This window comes from Nocardia sp. CA-290969, from assembly GCF_050936135.1.
Classification (GTDB): Bacteria; Actinomycetota; Actinomycetes; order Mycobacteriales; family Mycobacteriaceae; genus Nocardia.
In genome coordinates this window covers 4,516,636-4,534,878 of sequence record NZ_JBNJNJ010000001.1, presented here as the reverse complement: position 1 = coordinate 4,534,878, position 18,243 = coordinate 4,516,636, and the positions used below count along the sequence as shown (strand labels likewise).

At 70.8% G+C, this 18,243-nt stretch carries 16 protein-coding genes; 10 read left to right on the top strand and 6 right to left on the bottom strand.

The window, feature by feature from the left end:
• The first annotated feature begins 55 nt into the window (after positions 1-55).
• Positions 56-1,057 (top strand): methylenetetrahydrofolate reductase, encoded by a 1,002-nt coding sequence (locus tag ACQEVO_RS20615; protein WP_432915600.1) that lies wholly within the window; start codon positions 56-58, stop codon positions 1,055-1,057.
• Positions 1,058-1,305: 248 nt separating this feature from the next.
• On the opposite strand, the gene ACQEVO_RS20610 is transcribed toward ACQEVO_RS20615, so the two are convergent.
• The 6 genes from ACQEVO_RS20610 to ACQEVO_RS20585 form a co-directional block, all read right to left on the bottom strand.
• A complete protein-coding gene (locus ACQEVO_RS20610) occupies positions 1,306-1,677 on the bottom strand; it encodes a hypothetical protein (protein WP_432915598.1) in 372 nt (123 codons plus the stop codon).
• Positions 1,678-1,798: 121 nt separating this feature from the next.
• A complete protein-coding gene (locus ACQEVO_RS20605; protein ID WP_432915596.1) occupies positions 1,799-2,986 on the bottom strand; it encodes a glycosyltransferase in 1,188 nt (395 codons plus the stop codon).
• Positions 2,983-3,759 (bottom strand): LppM family (lipo)protein, encoded by a 777-nt coding sequence (locus ACQEVO_RS20600; protein WP_432915594.1) that lies wholly within the window; start codon positions 3,757-3,759, stop codon positions 2,983-2,985. Before ACQEVO_RS20600 ends, ACQEVO_RS20605 begins: the two co-directional genes overlap by 4 nt.
• Positions 3,760-3,775: 16 nt before the next feature.
• Positions 3,776-4,582 carry a carotenoid biosynthesis protein gene (locus ACQEVO_RS20595; RefSeq protein ID WP_432922876.1) on the bottom strand — a complete coding sequence of 269 codons (807 nt, stop codon included), beginning with the start codon at positions 4,580-4,582 and terminating at the stop codon, positions 3,776-3,778.
• A 32-nt stretch (positions 4,583-4,614) separates the two neighbouring features.
• Positions 4,615-6,180 carry a phytoene desaturase family protein gene (locus ACQEVO_RS20590; RefSeq protein WP_432915592.1) on the bottom strand — a complete coding sequence of 522 codons (1,566 nt, stop codon included), beginning with the start codon at positions 6,178-6,180 and terminating at the stop codon, positions 4,615-4,617.
• Positions 6,177-6,791 (bottom strand): GNAT family N-acetyltransferase, encoded by a 615-nt coding sequence (locus ACQEVO_RS20585; RefSeq protein WP_432915590.1) that lies wholly within the window; start codon positions 6,789-6,791, stop codon positions 6,177-6,179. The genes ACQEVO_RS20590 and ACQEVO_RS20585 overlap by 4 nt, the downstream gene beginning before the upstream one ends.
• Before the next feature lie 197 nt (positions 6,792-6,988).
• Here ACQEVO_RS20585 and ACQEVO_RS20580 point away from each other — a divergent pair, with 197 nt between their 5' ends.
• The 9 genes from ACQEVO_RS20580 to mraY all read left to right on the top strand — a co-directional run bounded on the left by ACQEVO_RS20580 (position 6,989) and on the right by mraY (position 18,225).
• Entirely contained in the window at positions 6,989-7,426 is a 438-nt protein-coding gene (locus tag ACQEVO_RS20580; RefSeq protein ID WP_432915588.1) for an SAV_6107 family HEPN domain-containing protein, read from the top strand.
• A 233-nt stretch (positions 7,427-7,659) separates the two neighbouring features.
• Entirely contained in the window at positions 7,660-8,091 is a 432-nt protein-coding gene (locus tag ACQEVO_RS20575) for a DUF3040 domain-containing protein (RefSeq protein ID WP_432915586.1), read from the top strand.
• A 490-nt stretch (positions 8,092-8,581) separates the two neighbouring features.
• Positions 8,582-9,013, top strand: coding sequence for a division/cell wall cluster transcriptional repressor MraZ (gene mraZ / locus ACQEVO_RS20570; protein WP_280399476.1), 432 nt, complete (start codon positions 8,582-8,584; stop codon positions 9,011-9,013).
• Between the two features lie 271 nt (positions 9,014-9,284).
• Positions 9,285-10,262, top strand: a complete 978-nt coding sequence (rsmH, locus tag ACQEVO_RS20565) for a 16S rRNA (cytosine(1402)-N(4))-methyltransferase RsmH (protein WP_432915584.1) — start codon at positions 9,285-9,287, stop codon at positions 10,260-10,262.
• A 565-nt stretch (positions 10,263-10,827) separates the two neighbouring features.
• Entirely contained in the window at positions 10,828-11,946 is a 1,119-nt protein-coding gene (locus ACQEVO_RS20560) for a hypothetical protein (protein WP_432915582.1), read from the top strand.
• On the top strand, positions 11,943-13,895 hold the full coding sequence (locus ACQEVO_RS20555; RefSeq protein ID WP_432915580.1) for a penicillin-binding transpeptidase domain-containing protein: 1,953 nt from the start codon (positions 11,943-11,945) through the stop codon (positions 13,893-13,895). The genes ACQEVO_RS20560 and ACQEVO_RS20555 overlap by 4 nt, the downstream gene beginning before the upstream one ends.
• A gap of 90 nt (positions 13,896-13,985) precedes the next feature.
• Complete coding sequence (locus tag ACQEVO_RS20550; RefSeq protein ID WP_432915578.1) at positions 13,986-15,602, top strand: UDP-N-acetylmuramoyl-L-alanyl-D-glutamate--2,6-diaminopimelate ligase; 1,617 nt, start codon at positions 13,986-13,988, stop codon at positions 15,600-15,602.
• Positions 15,599-17,152 (top strand): UDP-N-acetylmuramoyl-tripeptide--D-alanyl-D-alanine ligase, encoded by a 1,554-nt coding sequence (locus ACQEVO_RS20545; protein WP_432915576.1) that lies wholly within the window; start codon positions 15,599-15,601, stop codon positions 17,150-17,152. The genes ACQEVO_RS20550 and ACQEVO_RS20545 overlap by 4 nt, the downstream gene beginning before the upstream one ends.
• Positions 17,149-18,225, top strand: a complete 1,077-nt coding sequence (gene mraY / locus ACQEVO_RS20540) for a phospho-N-acetylmuramoyl-pentapeptide-transferase (protein ID WP_280398439.1) — start codon at positions 17,149-17,151, stop codon at positions 18,223-18,225. The genes ACQEVO_RS20545 and mraY overlap by 4 nt, the downstream gene beginning before the upstream one ends.
• Positions 18,226-18,243: the final 18 nt, after the last annotated feature.

Here is an 18,243-nt window from a genome sequence, read left to right as displayed (position 1 = left end):
GTGCTCGGGCACCGGGGCAGGCGTCCGTACTCGGCTACGGCTTTAGACTGGGCCGGTGACTTTCGACAACGCGCGGGGACTCCCGACCCCTGGCCGGCCGTCCCCCACGTCACCGGACGTCTCCGCGACGCCTTCGGTCGTGCAGAGCCTGCAACGGCACGCCGGTGGCGCCGTGCCGTTCTCGGTGGAGTTCTCCCCGCCGCGCGACGAGGCCGGTGAACAGCGGTTGTGGCGTGCGGTGCGCACCTTCGAGCGGATGCATCCGGCGTTCGTCTCGATGACCTACGGCGCGGGTGGCAGCACCCGCGACCGCACGGTCCGGGTCACCGGGCAACTCGCCCAGGAGACCACTCTGCTGCCGGTCGGCCATCTCACCGCGGTCGGGCACAGTGTCGCCGAACTGCGTTCCATCGTCGGCGCCTACGCCGATTCCGGGATCAGCAATATTCTCGTCCTGCGCGGCGACCCGCCCGGTGATCCGCTCGGCGAATGGCACAAACATCCGGACGGGGTGGAGTACGCCGAAGAACTGGTGCGGATCGTGCGCGATCTCGGCGATTTCCACGTCGGCGTGGCATCGTTCCCCCAGGGGCATCACCGCTCGCCCGACCTGGACTGCGATACCGCCTATCTGGCCGCGAAACTGCGTGCGGGCGCCGAGTATTCGATCACCCAGATGTTCTTCGATGTCGACGAATATCTGCGGCTGCGCGACCGCATCGCGGCCTTGGACCCCGTGGAGGGCGCCAAACCGATCATTCCCGAGCTGATGCCGATCACCTCGCTGCGCACCGTCGAACGCGCCGAACAGTTGTGCGGCCGCCCGCTACCGGACCGAGTGATCGAGCGCTTGCGCCGCGCCGCGGGATCGGGCCCGGAGGAGGATCGGGCCGCGGTCCGCGCCGCCGGTATCGAGATCGCCACCGAAATGGGTGAACGGCTGATCGCCGAGGGCGCACCCTGCCTGCATTTCATCACCCTGAACTTCGCCAAGGCCACCAGCGAGGTCCTGGCCAACCTCGGTTACGGGGTGACGGCCGCGCCGCTGAGCGCCTGACCCGCGCTACCCCGACATCGTCCGGCGAGTCGCCGATATGACCGACGGCCGGTGAGACGGGGCCGACGTTCGCTACGAGACTCCGGGGCCGGCACCGCGCCAGGGCTGAGGACCGGGACTCACCCGGGACCGATCGGTGCAGGCGTCCGTTCGGCGCACGCAATTCGGCGAGCGGACGTCGATTGTCCGGGAGGCGGCCACCGCTTGCGGGTGGGCGCCGCAGCGGCTACACGGGTAGAGGCTTTCGGTCAGCGAGTGTGTTCGTCGGCCGGGGAGTAGATGCGGATGACGGTCTGCCCGTCCTGCCGGATGATCTCCAGGGCGCGCTCGTCGTGACGCAGGAGGACGCCGGGCCCGCCCTCGACCGGGTCGAGGATCTCGATCCCGGCGATCCGGTTTCCTTCGTGGTCGAGCCGGTCGCCCGGTTTGGCCGCGATGAACACCCGGCCGTCGACGACCCACCAGGTGCCCGGAACATCCGGCAGTTGCTCGGGCGCCTCGCCGAGCGGGTACCGCGCGATCGGGTCGGGCCGGTGGTGCGGATCGAGCAGCCGCGCCGAGCAGCGGGTATGCCAGTGCGCCCAGTCGGTCTCGGCAGTGCTGTGGACGGCGATGGTCATACGAGCCTCCTCGAACCCGGGCCGGAAGGGCCTGTTGCCCGCCGATCGGTCCGGGCCGATTCATCATCTGACTCGGCGGGTACCGGCACAAGACCAAGAATCAGCGAGAGTCCAGGTCTTATCAGGCGCCGAGTGGGCGTCCTTTCCAGGTGAGAGCGTTGCGGCGGCGGTCGCGGTGTGACCGGGCCCATAGGAGGAAGTAGCCGGCGACGCCCGCTGGGTGGGAAACCGCGGCGGCCAGGTCGCCCGGCCCGGGCGCCCGGCCGGTTTCCAGGCCGCGTGCCGTCAGCCGCCCGGCCACCGCGGCACCGTAGCCGAGCAGTCCCCACCGGCGGACCCGGCCGCGGCCCAGCACGGCGGCCAGCGGCGGCAGCCAATACGCCCATCCGGCCACGACCCCCACCGCGAGCCCGCCGGACACCGAACCACCGTAGGCGGACCAGAGCCAGCGCCGGTACCCGGCCGCGAGTTCGCTCCCGTCCCCGTACATCCGCGTGCGGGCGAACCGGTGCGCGGCCACCAGCGCGGTGCGGTAACCGGCGCGGCGCAGTGCCCGGGCGATATCCAGATCCTCGGTGGCGCTACCCGCGACCGCTGTATGCCCGCCGATCGCCCGGTAGGCGGCGGCGTCGAACACCAGGAACTGCCCGCACGCGACCACCGTCGAGGTCAGGGTCCCGCGATCGGCGGATCGCACCGGCAGGGTGGACGCCCACGACCAGCACAGCAGCGGTTGTATCAGTCGTTCGGCGACCGTCCGCGCCTGCTGCTCCGGCCACGGCGACAGCAGCGCGACATCCCGGTCGCGCAGTTCCGCGGCCGCCGCGGCGAGTGCGCCCGGCGCGAGCCGGATATCGGCGTCCAGGAAGATCAGTATTTCGTCCGCTGATCCGGTACGGCGAGCCGGATCCGCGGCGGTATCGGCCAGTACCCGGCACGCCGCGGCCTTCCCCGTCCAGCCACGGGGTGGCTGGGCGGTGCCGCGTAACAGCGTGCACCGGGGGTCGCCGTCGATCGCCCGGCGTGCCCGTTCGGCCGTATCGTCGGTGGAGGCATCGTCGAGGACGAGTATTCGCAGCCGGGGGATACCGGTCTGGGCGCGCAGATCGGCGATCAGCGCCGGGAGTCGTTCGGCCTCGTCACGGGCGGGCACGCAGACCGTCACCGCCTCGGTGACCGGCGCGCCCGGGCCGGACAGCCGGGGCAGCGTCTTCCGGTTCCATACCGTCAGTGCCGCGCAGCCCAGGGAGATTCCGGCCCCCGCGGCCACCGCCCGGCTCCACAGCTCATCCCGCGCGGCAGGCCTCATGCGTCGTTCTTGACCTGCTCCCACCAGCGGCGCAGCGAGAAACCGGCGGGGGCGCCCGGGGCGGCCGGGTTGCGGTCGAGGAAGGCCAGCGCGGCGACGGCGGCCGCCACGGCCAAGGTGATCCCGCCGACGATGCCCGCCCAGCCGGCGAACGAGCGGGTGTTCGGATCGGCGTAGCCGACCTCGGCGCGGACCGTGCTCACCTCACCGGCGGGCAACTTCCAGGAGACCACCGAATCGCCCTCGCGGGTGCCGTTGGTCTTGGCCACCCGGGCCGGGAACGCCACGCTCAGCTGCACATCCGAGCCGTGCGGGGCCAGGGTCTCCAGGTCGACGCGGCCGTTGAGGCTCACCAGGTCACCGTTGCGCTGGAATTTCAGCTCGAACAGGCCCTGCGCCTGATCGGAGAGCTGGGCGAGCTGTTCGACCTCACCGAAGTTCAGATCGTCGAAGTAGATCTCGCTGCCGGCATAACCGTCCTGGTTGTACGGTTCGATCCGCACCTTGGTGGCCAGCGCCTCCGGCGCCGTGAACTGAGGGCCCTTGTCCTCACTGTTCTCCGGGATCACCGCGGCCACGATCCGGCCCGATACCCGGTCGTTGGACGACACCCCCATCGACGCCTGTACCCGCAGGCAGCCGGCCAGCGCGGGCACCAGCAGGGCCGCCAGGACGAGGGCCGCCGTCACCCGCGCCCGGAGGCGGCGCGCGCGGAGAACGGGGACCGGGGAGCCGGGTGCGGTGGTAACGGGACTCGAAGGCACGGATGACATGGTGCCAGGCCGCAACTCACCCACGCCATGCGACGGGCCCGGCCGCGTCGTCGCCCCGCGCCGCGTCCCTTCCGGCACCCGGGCCGATCAGCCGGACCAGCAGCGGAACACCGAGAACAGCGAGACCGATCCCGCCGTAGACCGCCGAGTACGGCAAGCCGAGGAACACCGCGTGCGCCAGCGCCGAACCCAGCCAGGTCCACAGGAACATCGCCACCGGCACCCCCACCTGCCGGGTGGGCGGGGCCGTCCGCTCCCAGACGGTCAGCGCGACGGCGATCAGGGCGGCCACCACGAACCAGCCGAGATAGTTGGTCCACGGGATAACCTCGAGCCCGGGCAGCCCCGAATCGGTATCGGCCCAGCGCCACTGGCCGTCGGTCACCATCTGCGGGTCGAGGAAAAGATCCCAGCCCACCGCGCCGGCCGCCGTGGCGGCGATCCGCAGCAGCGGGGTACGGCAGAGCATTCCCGCCACGACCCAGATCGGATACACCCCGCCGGTCCAGGCGAGCGGTACCACCAGCGGGACCTCGAACAGCGCCGGGCCGAGCCGCCCGACGGCGTAGTCGTAGGCGCCGAACGGTATCCCGGTGGCTGTGCCCACCGCTTCGGCGCACAAGCCGATACCGGACACGATCACCCCGAAACCCACGGCGTAGCGCGGGCCGCGCGTGAGCCCCGCGTGCACCAGTGCGGTGCCGGCCGACAAAAGCACCACCGCCACCGTCACCCCGTCCCGGGCGGTGCCGCTGGTCAGTGGGTAGGCGATCTGGGTCGCGATGAGCAGCACCAGGAGGCCCGCCGGTATCAGCTCGCGCAGGCCGGCCGTCCGGAGCCACCGGGCGGCCGCGGTCACCGGCGCAGCCACCGCCGCCCACGCCGGGCGTCGCGCAGGACCAGCCGTGCCGCGGTGCGTCCGCTCGCCCCGGACACCCCGCCGCCCGGATGGGTGGAGGCGCCGGTGAGATACAGCCCCGGCGCCCCGGGGACCCGGTGCCCGGACAGCTCCGGCAGCGGCCGCCACAACAGCATCTGGTCCAGGCTCATCTCGACGTGCATGACATTGCCGCCGCGCAGACCCAGCTCGCTTTCCAGATCGGCCGGGGTCTGGATATGGCGGCGCAGCACCGTCGCGGCGGCGCCGGGCGCATAACGGTCCAGTTCGCCGATGATCCGGTCGGCCTCGTGTTCGGCATGGTCCGGCCACGCGCTCCCGTCGGCGAGCCGGTAGGGATGCCACTGCGACCACAGCGAGAGCTGATGCTGCCCGGCCGGCGCGATACTCGGGTCCAGGGCGCTGAAACTCATACCCAGCACCACCGGCCGCGGCGGCAGCCGGCCGCCGAGCGCGTGACCGTGCGCGACCCGCAGTTGCGCGCGGTCGTGCACCAGCAGTTGCAGACCGGTCGCGGACTCGTCCGCCGTCGCCCCCGGATACCGCGGCAGCGCGCTGGTCGCGGCTCGCACCACCATGCCGATACCGGGACCGACCCGGATCCGGCGCCGCCATCCGTCCAGCACCGCCGGGTCGAAACCACCGGACCGCAGCAGATCGAAAGTGGTGAGGATATGGGTACCGGCGATCACCGTCTCGGCGTCGTACTCGTGCCCGGCGCCGGTGCGCACCCGCCAGCCGTCGCCGCGACGGGCCAGCGCGGTGACCGGATCCCCGGCCACGATCTCACCCCCGTCGGCACGCAGGCGCGCCACCAGCGCTTCGGTGAGCGCGCCGCTGCCGCCCACGGCCCGGCCCGGCGGCAGGGTGTGCATGAGCGCCGCGAACCCCACCATCGGCGCGGTGCCCGGCTCGGACATGGGTGGACCCGATTGCGCCCCGAACCAGGCCAGCGCCGCCTTCAGCCGTTCGTCGTCGAACCAGGTGTCCAGCAGTGCGTCACCGGACTGCAGGAATTCGCGGGACAGCGCACTCCCGCCGCCGCGGGCGTCGAGACCCCAGAACGACCGCACCAGCCGGCCCGGCGCCGGGGTGCCACCGAACGATCGCATGACGCGCCGGGCGCGCGGTTCCCATTCCGTGGTGAAACGGCGATAGGCCGCCGCGTCGCGTTCGCCGCAGGCGGCGGCGATAGATGCGCAGGTCCGAGCGAGGTCGCGATGGAAGACGATCGGCACCGACTCGCTGTCCGGGCGGACGGGGACGAAGGCCCAGGGATCGCAGTCGAGGTAGCGCAGCCCGAACCGGTCCAGTTCGAGCTCCTCGATGATCCCGGTGTGCCGGATCATCAGATGTGCCGACGAACCGCGATCCACCCGGTGCCCCGGGAAACGCGGCACGGTCGATACCGCGCCGCCCAGCACGGTATCGCGCTCCAGCACCCGCACCGGCCGGCCTTCGCGCGCCAGATAGCAGGCCGCGACCAGCGCGTTGTGTCCGGCGCCGACGATCACCACACTCATGTCAGGGGCAGCGTCCGGCCGAGGATCCCGAAGCGGCGGCTGTCGCCGGCGAAGACGAAATCGCGCAATACGTCCTGGAAACCCATCCGCCGGTACAGCCGCCAGGCGCGGTTGTCCTCCGCCGATACCTCGGGCGTGGAGAGCAGCACCGCGCGTTCGGGCCGGTCCCGCAGAAGTTTCCGGAGCAGGATCGCGCCGATACCGCGACCCTGCGCGCTGGGATGGACGTGCAGCTCGGTCAGCTCGAAATAATCACCCAGCAGGCCCTGCGTCGCCGGTTCCGGCCAGCCGGCCCGGCGCATTCCCGCGTGCACCTGCTGCTGCCACCACTGATGCGGTCCGCCGCGGTAGCCGTAGGCGATCGCGACCAGAGGCGAACTACGCAGATCGAAAACGCCGTTGTGCTCCGGGACCACCGCCGCGACGGCCTGCCAGCCCGCCCGGTGGGTGTGTTCGGTCCACATCGGGGCGCGATGGTGCTCGGTACCGCGGGGATAGTCCATCGCCGCGACGTACACCGCCAGTGCGTCGTGCAGCCGGGCCCGCAACGCGGACACCGACAGGTCGACGACGACCGGGGCGGGGAGATGGTTGGGTTTGACGGCGGTCATTGCGGTATCGGTGGGCTTCCTTCGCGGTCGGTCGGGCGGAGCTGGGCATTTCGGCGGGCGAACTTGTCGGTGGTCGTCTCTATATTCAAGCTCGAGCCACACGTTCGAATACCTGTTCGGCCTTCGCGGTGCACGCTCAGCCTGCCATACCGGCCGGCCGCCGCGGGGTACGACGGGGGAGATACGGAGGGACGGCCATGGCGGATCGAAGCGTTCGCCCGGGTCAACCGGGCCGGGCGGGGATGCTGTTGCAACGCGCCGACGGACTGCTGATGGAGGCGGCGGGGGAGAGTGATCCGCGCGAGCGGTTCCGCGTCGCCTATCTGGCCGCGCTGCGCGGGGCGGGAGCGGTGCTCGCACTCACCGGCGCCGATACCGCGCCGCGGGCACGATCGCGTAACGCGTGGGTGATGCTGCAGCGCGCCGCACCCGAATTCGTGATGTGGGCGGACTATTTCAGCGGGCATTCGGCCACCCGGGCCGCGCTGGAGGCCGGCCTGCCGCGCGAGATCGACGATGCCCGCGCCGACGAGTTCTACGCGCGCGTCGGGGCGTTCCTGCACGACGTCGAGGACCTGATCGCCCCCGAGGCGCGGCTACGCGCGGCCGGCGACGGCACCGAGGCGCCGCGGTAGCGGTCCGGATGGGACACTCCGGCCCGGCCGCCCGCGGCAGGCGTCCGCGCAACGGGCCGACCACGGAGTTCGGCCTCGCCAGGCCTCATCGTGGTTACGAACTTCGTTCTGCTGTACCCATATGGTGGTACGGCTCTGGGGGAACTCGTATCATTGATGACAGATAGCCGCCAAGGGGTTATCTGTCGCCTACCCGGAGGCGACAGCCACGACCTAGTGCCGGGGGAGGTACCGTGCCACTCTCCGAGCACGAGCAGCGCATGCTCGAACAGATCGAGAGCGCTCTCTATGCTGAGGATCCGAAGTTCGCGTCGTCCGTCCGCGGTGGACGTTTCCGTACTGCCTCGAGTCGCCGCAGACTCCAGGCGGCGGCTTTGTTCGTACTCGGGCTCGTCCTGCTCGTCGCCGGTATCGCGCTTCCGGTGCGGCCCGGCGGTTTCCCGATCATCAGTCTGGTCGGTTTCATCGTGATGTTCGGTGCGGGAGTTCTGCTTCTGCTCGGCGGCGGCAAGGGTGGACCGGCAGGCCGGGGCGGTGGTTCCCCGAACGACCCACCGGCCGAATCGGGATCGTCACGAGCCGGTGGTCGTGGCCGGCAGCGCCGGTCCGGCGGATTCACCGAGCGGATGGAAGACCGCTTCCGTAGAAGGTTCGAACAGGACTAGCCGCCCCGCGAGGCGCGCTCGTCGATTTCCAGCGATGCCGCACCGGAACACCGGTGCGGCATCGCTGTCCGCATATGCCCGGAGTGTCGCGTCGCCGGTACCGTGCTCCGTCTCGCGGGTAGTCGGTTCGCTTTCCCCACGGCTCCTCACCGCGGCCTCCCACATCGCCCCACCGGGTTCCCCCACATCGCCCCACGTCCGCTCTCGCGGCGTGTGAACAGGGGGTTTGCTGGAAGTTGACGGGCGCGGCGGGACACGCCGCGCACGGACGCGCGCAAGGAGGCAGAGCGCGCGAAAAGTTCACCTGACCAGTGATAGCTGGCATGACCTGCGAAATCGATGCGGCGGGGAGCCACATCACCCCGTGTTTCGATTGAAAGTGGGGGAAAGTGGGGTAATGTGGAGCGCGCACTACAGGAGAGGCCGTAAGGCGCTCGGCCGGTACATCCGGCCAACACCATTCGAGGTGGTCCAGTAGGAGGTATCGGGGTTGTTTCTCGGTACCTACACACCTCGGCTGGACGACAAGGGGCGACTCACGTTGCCCGCGAAGTTTCGAGACGATCTGGCGGGAGGGTTGATGGTCACCAAAGGACAGGACCACAGCCTGGCCGTCTATCCGAAGGAAGAGTTCACTGCGCTCGCCCGGCGAGCTGCTTCGGCATCCCGGAGCAATCCGCAGGCGCGGGCCTTCGTCCGGGCACTGGCGGCGGGAACCGACGAACAGCGGCTGGACACACAGGGCCGGATCGTGCTGTCGGCCGAACATCGCCGGTACGCCAACCTCACCCGTGACTGTACGGTCATCGGTTCGGTCGACTTCCTGGAGATTTGGGACAAGCAGGCGTGGGAGACCTACCTCGCCGAACACGAGGAGGACTACGCACAAGCGAGAGACGAGGCACTGGGCGGAATTTTCTAGCCCGCGGCGAGTGCCACGCGGCCTCTGCCCGATTGCGGACCCTGACGTACTTCCCCGACGCCAGGTGCCGCTTCGGTCAGAGACCCCGCGGCATTCGTAGCGCCACCGAATTCCCTTCTGTCGCATACGCTGTGGCCGCCCCGCACGGGTGGCGGCGCCGCATCTCACGCAATTTCCGTACCGCTCGTGGCCGGTATCCATACCGGGCACCGCGATCCGGGTCGGCCCGTAGCCGGTCATTTCCCAGCGAGGCACTATTCCGGGAGGTCAGGTGAACCGTGAGCAGCACGGCACACGACATATCCCTGTTCTTCTTGCCCGCGCGGCGCAATTGCTCGACCCGGTGCTGGACCGGCCCGGTGCCGTGTATCTCGACGCCACCCTGGGGCTCGGCGGCCACGCCGAATACTTTCTGCGCACCCATCCGGATCTGCGCCTGGTAGGGCTGGACCGCGATACCGACGCGCTCGCGCACGCCGCCGAACGGTTACGGCCCTTCGAGGATCGGATCACGCTGGTCCACACCCGCTACGACGGGATCGCGGACGCGCTGGACCGGGCGGGGCTGCCGGCCACCGGATCCGTGCACGGCCTGCTGATGGATCTCGGCGTCTCCTCCATGCAATTGGACGAGACGGACCGGGGATTCGCGTATTCGGTGGACGCCCCCCTGGATATGCGGATGGATCCGACCACCGGGCCCACCGCCGCCGATATCCTCAACACCTACAGTCACGGCGAACTCGCCCGGGTGCTGAAAACCTATGGCGAGGAACGGTTCGCGAGCCGGATCGCGGCCGAGGTCGTGCGCCGCCGGGCGCGACAACCCTTCCGCACCAGTGCCGAATTGGTGAGCCTGCTCTACGACACCATTCCCGCGGCCGCCCGGCGCACCGGCGGGCATCCGGCCAAACGCACCTTCCAGGCACTGCGGGTGGAGGTGAACGCCGAACTGGAATCGTTGCGTGCCGCCCTGCCCGCGGCGCTGGACGCCCTGGTTCCGGGTGGCCGGATCGTGGTCATGTCGTATCAGTCGCTCGAGGACCGCGTGGTCAAGCACGAACTGGCGGAGCGCGCGAAATCCCGGACCCCGGTGGACCTTCCGGTCGAACTACCCGGTATGGGTCCGCTGTTCCGCATCCTGACCCGCGGCGCCGAACAGGCGAGCGCCGCGGAGGTCGAGGAAAATCCCCGCGCGGCGCCGGTGCGGATGCGGGCCGCGGAGAAGATCGCGCAGGAGACGGTATGAGCGGTTCGGGCCCGGAGGCGGTAGCGCAGCGTGACCACGCAGGGCCCCCGCTCGTGCCTGATCGACAGGGCATGCGTAGACGGGGTCCGGCGGCGGCAGCGCAGCGTCACCACGCAGGGCCCGTGCTCGTGCCTGATATGCACCGCGTGACCGGGTCGGGCCCGGGGGCGGTGGCGGTGGCGGTGGCGCAGCGTCACCACGGAGGGCCCGTGCTCGCATCTCATCGGCACCATACGAGCCGGTCGGGCGCGGCGACGGAAGGGCCTCTGCGCCGCTGTGGTTGCCGCATCGGCAGGTGGACCGGCGGCCGGGTCTTTTCCCTGCCCTTCGGGCAGGGGACGAACCGGGGCGCGGTGACGAGTGAGTGGGTCGTCTCGTCGAAGCCGGTGGCCCCGAATTCGATTGTTACCGAAGGAGTTTTCGGGTACGACAGGGTCTGTGCGGTACCCCGGTATCGCAGGAACGGATGCCGGCGGGTCCCGGCATCGAAGCGGCGGCCGGGCTTTCCGGGACGCAGCACAGCGGCACGCGGAGCGCGGGCCATCACACCGATACGGGGGTGTCTATGAGTGTGGGAACACGGACGGAAACCGGGCGGCCGGCTCGGCGGGCCACCGAAGCCGGGCGGCCGGCTCGGCGGGTGCACGACGCCGAGCGGGTGAAATCCGGGGCGGCGCAACGGGCATACGAGCGACGCCGGCAACGTGCCGGGGCGCCCGCCGCACCGGCCGGTACCGAACTCACCGGACGGGTGCCGTTCGTCGCCGCGATCCTGGCCATGTTCGGCTGCGGTCTCGCGCTCACCCTGGTGCTGACCACTCGCGCCGCCGAGGACAGCTATCAGCTCAGCGACGCCCGGGAAGCCAACCGGGTACTCGCCGACGAGCGCGCCGCGTTGCAGCGGGAGGTGGCGGCGGCCGATTCCGCCCCCGAACTCGCCACCCGGGCGCGGGAACTCGGCATGATCCCCGCCGACGATCCGGCCCGGCTGGTAGTCGCCCCGGACGGCACCATCACCGTGGTCGGGGAACCGGCTCCGGCGCAGGGCCCGGCGGCGCCGCCGCTGAACCAGCCGCCGCGGACCACCCCACGCAGCGGTGCGGATCCGGGGGAGCGGGTCGTCCCGGTGCCCACCACTGCACCCGCGCCGCAGCCCGGGGGCACCGGCCCGGCGCAACCCGGCGAAAGCGCGCCACCGGCCGGCGATACCGCGTCGGGCAGTGTGCTGGCGTCGCCGGGAGGTACCCCGGCGCCGCCGCAGCCGGTACCCGGCGAGCCCGTGCCCGGTCAGGCGCCCGCCGGTGTGGCGCCCGTCCCGGAAGCCGGGGGCACCCAGAATGTTCCGGCTCCGCTGGGCCCGGAGGTTTCCCCTCCGGCACCGGCCCCGGGCGAACCCGGGGCAGCCGGGGTCCCGGCACCAGGACAGGGGGCCGGGAACGAAACGACAACGCCCGCACCCCCTCCCGCCGGTGCTCCGGTCGCGGGTGTCGACGTCGCGGCGGGTTCGGCGCCGGTAGAGGCCGCGGCGGTACCGATCGTCCCGGCCCAGGCACCCGCGGGGGCCGCGGCCGGTGCGGATCCGGTCCCGGTGGGCGATGACTCACAGGCTGTACCGACATCGGTACCGCCGGCCGGGGCTCCTGCCGGTCTGCCGGGCGCCGTCGCCGGGGAGGGAATGCGATGAATCGACGCGGGTCGGGCCGCGGGCGCCCGGCGCCGGGCGCCCGCTCCGCGGCGAACCGGGGCACCGCGAAGAACAGGTCCGTGCCCGGCCGGGGGACGCCCGCCGCCGGCCGGCCCGCACGGCCGCGGCCGGGTGCCAAGAAGAAGGACGGGCCGGTGCGGATGCGGCTGGGCGCGGGCCGGGTGATCATGCTCGTCGCGCTGACCGTGGTCGCGCTGCAACTGTTGTGGATCCAGACCATCGCCGCGCCTTCGCTGTCGGCGCAGGCTGCCGGGCAGCGGACCACTCACCAGGATCTGCCCGCGACCCGCGGCACGATCACCGACAGGCACGGGAAATCGCTGGCGCTCACGGTGATCGCGCAGGCGCTGAGTTTTCAGCCGGTCCGGGTGCGTAAGGATCTGGCCGACGCCCGGGCCGCGGACGAGTCCGCGCCCGACCCGGAGGAGCGCCTGAAGGATATTGCGCGCACCGTGCACGAGGTCCTCGGCCCCGACGGGCCGAGCGAAGCCGACCTGCTCGGCAAATTGCGCGGCGACGAGCCGTTCGTCTATCTGGCCCGCAATGTCGACCCGCGCAAGGCGGATACGATCACGGCCCGGTTTCCCGAGGTCGGTGCGGAACGTCAGGACCTGCGCGAATACCCGGGCGGATCACTCGCGGCGAATATCGTCGGCGCCACCGGATGGGACGGGCACGGCCGGGTGGGGCTGGAGGGCGCGCTGGATTCGGCGCTGGCCGGTACCGACGGGTCCTATACCTACGACCGCGGCTCCGACGGTGCGGTGATCCCCGGGAGCTGGCGCGATCGCCAGCCCGCGGTGGACGGCAACGATATCGAACTCACCATCGACTCGTACCTGCAGTACTACGTGCAGCAGCAGATCCAGCAGGCCAAGGATCGTTCGGGCGCGCGATCGGCCTCCGCCGTGGTGCTGGACGCCAAAACCGGTCAGGTGCTGGCCATGGCCAACGACAACACGTTCAACCCGGCACTGGGGCCCGAGCACTGGGATCCCGCGGGACTGGACAATCCGTCGGTCACCCAGCCGTTCGAACCCGGTTCGGTGAACAAGGTGGTCACCGCCGCGGCGGCGATCGAATACGGTCTCACCAGCCCGGACGAGGTGCATCAGGTGCCCGGCGAGATCCGGATGTCGGGGGTGACCGTCGGCGATGCGTGGGAGCACGGCGTTACGCCTTTCACCACCACCGGCATTTTCGGTAAGTCCTCCAACGTCGGCACCCTCATGCTGGCACAGCGGGTCGGCGAGGACCGGTTCGCCGATATGCTCGACCGCTTCGGGCTCGGCCGGCGCACCGAGGTCGGGTTGCCCGCGGAGAGTTCGGGCCTGCTGCCCGCCCGGGATCAGTGGTCCGGTGGTACATTCGCGAATCTGCCCATCGGGCAGGGACTTTCGATGACCACGCTGCAGATGACGAGTATGTACCAGGCCATTGCGAACGACGGGGTGCGGGTCCCGCCGCGGATCGTGCGCGCCACGGTCGCGCCGGACGGTTCGCGTACCGAGGAACCGGCGCCCGAGGGGGTGCGGGTGGTGCGGCCGGAAACGGCTCGTACGGTGCGCTCGATGTTCCAATCGGTGGTGCAGAACGATCCGACCGGTGTGCAGATGGGTACCGGCGCGGCCGCCGCGGTCGACGGCTACCGGATCGCCGGGAAAACCGGGACCGCGCAGCAGGTGAACCCGGACTGCGGCTGCTATTCCAGCGATTCGTACTGGATCACCTTCGCCGGTATCGCGCCCGCCGACGACCCGCGGTACGTGATCGGATTGATGCTGGACGCGCCGGTCCGCAGTTCCGACGGGGGCGGCGGGCAGTCGGCCGCACCGCTGTTCCACGATATCGCCTCCTGGGCGTTGCAGCGGGATCGCATACCGCCCTCGCGGCAACCCGAGCAACAGTTCGTCCTGCAGGCGTCGTGATTCGGCGAACCGCTTACCCGGCCGAGACCCGGCGTCGGTAACCTGACTCGTCGTCGTATCCGCGCGCTTCATCATGCAGAGAGGAACCCTGTGCCCGCGCAGTCCAGCCAGCACGTGCTGCGGCCCGCCCGGCCGCCCTCGACACCGCTGTCCGATCTGCTCGAAACCATCGCCGCCGAGTGCCGGAATCCGGTACCCGGCGAGCTGCGGATCACCGGTATCGAACAGCGCTCCGATGCGGTGCTCCCCGGCGATCTGTTCGCCGCGTTACCGGGTTCGCGTGCGCACGGCGCCCGCTTCGCCGCCGACGCGGTGGCCCGCGGCGCGGTCGCGGTGCTGACCGATACCGCCGGCGCCGAAACGGCGGGCGAACTCGGCGTGCCGGTTCTGGTGCGGGAGAATCCGCGCGCCGTCCTGGGGGAGCTGTCGGCGGCGATCTACGGCCATCCGTCGCAGCAGCTGACGATCATCGGGATCACCGGGACCTCCGGTAAGACCACCACCTCGTATCTGGTGGAGGCCGGGCTGGCCGCCGCGGGCCGCTCCACGGCTCTGATCGGCACCATCGAGACCAGGATCGGTGGCCGCCGGGTACCGAGCGCCCTCACCACCCCCGAGGCACCGCAATTGCATGCCGTGTTCGCGCTGATGGTGGAACAGGGCGTGGACGCGGTGGTGATGGAGGTGTCCAGCCACGCGCTGGCGCTGGGCCGGGTGGACGGTGTGCGGTTCGCGGTGGGCGCGTTCACCAACCTTTCGCAGGACCACCTGGATTTCCACGCCGATTTCGAAGACTATTTCGCCGCCAAACGTCGTTTGTTCGAACCCGATTCGCCGGTGGCGGCCCGGACCGCCGTGGTGAACATCGACGACGCCTGGGGCCGCCGGCTCGCGGACGGGCTGGCCGATCCGGTCCGGGTCGCCACGACCGGGCCCGCCGACTGGTCGCTGGCCGCTCCGGCGCGTGCGCACGGCGGGGAACAGGAATTCACCGCCGCCGGCCCCGCCGGCGAGACCGTCGTACGCCTGCGGTTGCCGGGTGACTACAACGTCGCCAACGGCCTGCTCGCGCTCGCGGTATGCGCGGCGGCGGGGGCGGCACCCGCGACCGCGGCGCCCGCGCTGGCCACAGTGGACGTTCCGGGCCGGATGCAGCGGGTGGAGCGGGGCCAGGAATTCCTGGCCTTGGTGGACTACGCGCACAAACCCGCCGCCGTGGAATCGGTGATCGCGACGCTGCGCGCCCATCTGGCCGCCGCGGGGAGCGGGGGCCGGCTCGCGGTGGTGGTCGGTGCCGGCGGCGACCGGGATACCGGGAAACGCGGGCTGATGGGTGCAGCAGGGGCACGCGGGGCGGATCTGCTGATCGTCACCGACGACAATCCACGGACCGAGGATCCGGCCGCGATCCGCGCGGCGCTGGTGGCCGGTGCGCACAGCGTGCCCGCCGAGCAGCGCGGTGAAGTCCGCGATATCGGTGACCGGACCGCGGCGATCGAGGCCGCGGTCGAGTGGGCACGCGCCGGGGATGTGGTGCTGGTGGCCGGGAAAGGTCACGAGGCCGGACAGGAGATCGACGGGGTGAAGTATCCGTTCGACGACCGTGCGGTGCTCGCCACGGCGATCGATGCGGCACTGGGGCACGATCACGGAAACTCGGACAACGGTTCATGGCCGGCCGGTACGGAGGACTTGACAGTTCCATGATCGAAATGACACTGCGGGATATCGCCGGGATCGTGGGCGGACAGTTGCACGATATCGGTGACCCGGAGGTGCGGGTGACCGGTTCGGTCGAATTCGATTCGCGCCGAATCGGGCCCGGCGATATTTTCCTCGCCCTGCCCGGTGAGCGCGTGGACGGCCACGATTACGCGGCCGCCGCGATCGAGGCGGGCGCGGTCGCGGTACTGGCCGCCCGGCCGGTGGGTGTGCCCGCCGTCGTGGTGCCGCCCGCCGCGGATCCGGTGCCGTCGAGTGCGCTCGCGCTCTCCCACGATTCGACCGGTGCCGGGGCGGCGGTGCTGAACGCCTTGGCCGCACTGGCGCGCGAAAGTGTGTCCCGGCTGGTCGCCGCGGGCGGTCTGACCGTCGTCGGTGTCACCGGCTCGTCGGGCAAGACCTCGACGAAGGACCTGCTGGCCGCGGTACTCGCCCCGCTCGGCCCGGTGGTCGCCCCGCCCGGCTCCTTCAACAATGAACTCGGGCATCCGTGGACCGCCCTGCGCGCCGACCACACCACCCGGTTCCTGGTGCTCGAGATGTCGGCCCGCGGCCCGGGCCATATCGCCGCGCTCGCGCGGGTGGCGCCGCCGAGCATCGGGGTCGTGCTCAATGTCGGTACCGCGCATCTCGGCGAATTCGGTAGCCGGGAAGCGATCGCCAAAACCAAGGGCGAGCTCGTGGAGGCGCTGCCGGCCACCGGGCTGGCCGTTCTCAACGCCGACGATTCCCAGGTGAGCGCGATGTCCGCGCGGACCTCGGCGCGGGTGGTCATGGTCGGGCAGGCCGCCGGCGCGCAGATCCGGGCCGAGCGGATCACGCTCGACGAGCAGGCGCGCGCCTCGTTCACGCTGCGCACCCCCCAGGGCGACCGCGACATCACCCTGGCGGTGCACGGCGAACACCAGGTGGGCAACGCGCTCTCGGCGGCCGCGGTGGCCCTGGAATGCGGTGCCGATCTCGACACCCTCGCGACCGCGCTGTGCGGTGCCCGCGCGGCCTCGGCGCGCCGGATGGACGTGCGTACCAGCGCCGCCGGGGTCACGGTGATCAACGATTCCTACAACGCCAACCCCGATTCCATGCGCGCGGCGCTCAAAGCGCTGGTCACCATGGCGCGGGCCGGTGACACCCCGCGCCGCAGCTGGGCGGTGCTCGGCGAGATGGCCGAACTGGGCCCGGAATCGGTGGTGGAACACGACGGAATCGGCCGCCTCGCCGTCCGGCTCGATGTGGACCGGCTGATCGTCGTCGGGACCGGACGGCCCTCCCGGGGCATGCACCAGGGAGCGGTCATGGAAGGCTCATGGGGTGAGGAGTCGGTGCTCGTCCCGGATATCGAAGCGGCCGTACAGTTGCTCGACGCCGAAGTCGAAGCGGGTGATGTGGTGCTGGTGAAGGCATCGCAGTCGGTCGGGCTGTGGGCGGTGGCCGATGCGCTGCTGGCCGCGGATGGCAAGAACACGGGTGCCGGTTCGCCGGCGCCGGGCGGCGCAGGCGCCGCCGATGGGGTGAGCACGGAGGCAGTGCGTTGAGACAGATCTTGTTCGCGGCGGCGATCGCACTCACGGTGTCGATCCTGTTGACCCCGCTGCTGATCCGGATATTCGCCCGCCGCGGGTTCGGGCAGGAGATCCGGGTCGACGGACCGGCCAGCCACCAGTCCAAGCGGGGTACACCCACCATGGGTGGGGTCGCGATCATCATCGGTATGTGGGCCGGTTACCTGGGCTCGCATCTGATCGGTATCGGTTACGAGGCCGAAGGGCCCACGGCGTCGGCGCTGCTGGTGCTCGGCCTGGCCACCGCGCTGGGCGTGGTCGGGTTCATCGACGATTTCATCAAGATCCGTAAGGGCCGCAACCTGGGCCTCACGGCCGCGGGCAAATACCTGGGGCAGGTCACCGCGGCGGTCGTCTTCGGTGTGCTCGCGCTGCAGTTCCCCGGCGGCAGCGGCCTCACACCGGCCGGCCGGCAGTTGTCGTACGTGCGCGATATCAACACCGTCACCATGAGTGTGGTGGTGTTCCTGGCCTTCATCTGTTTCATCGTGGTGGCCTGGTCCAACGCGGTGAACCTCACCGACGGCCTGGACGGGCTGGCGGCCGGGTCGATGAGCCTGGTGCTCGGCGGCTACGTGGTCATCACGTTCTGGCAGTACTACCACGCGTGCGAGACCAAACCCGAGACCGGCTGCTACAACGTGCGCGATCCGCTGGACCTCGCGCTGGTGTGCGCGGCCGGGACCGCGGCGTGTATCGGCTTCCTGTGGTGGAACGCCGCGCCCGCCAAGATCTTCATGGGTGATACCGGTTCGCTGGCGCTGGGCGGCCTGCTCGCGGGCATCTCGGTCACCACCCGCACCGAACTGCTGATGGTCGTGATCGGCGCGCTGTTCGTCGCCGAGGCGGCGTCGGTGGCGCTGCAGGTCGCGGTGTTCCGCACCACCCGCAACCGGTTGTTCAAGATGGCGCCCTTCCACCACCATTTCGAACTGAGCAAATGGGCGGAGACCACGGTGATCATCAGGTTCTGGTTGCTGGCCGCGATGGCCTCGGCGGCCGGGCTCGCCCTGTTCTACAGCGAATATCTCTCGGCGGTCGGGTGAGCTGACGATGGAGGATCA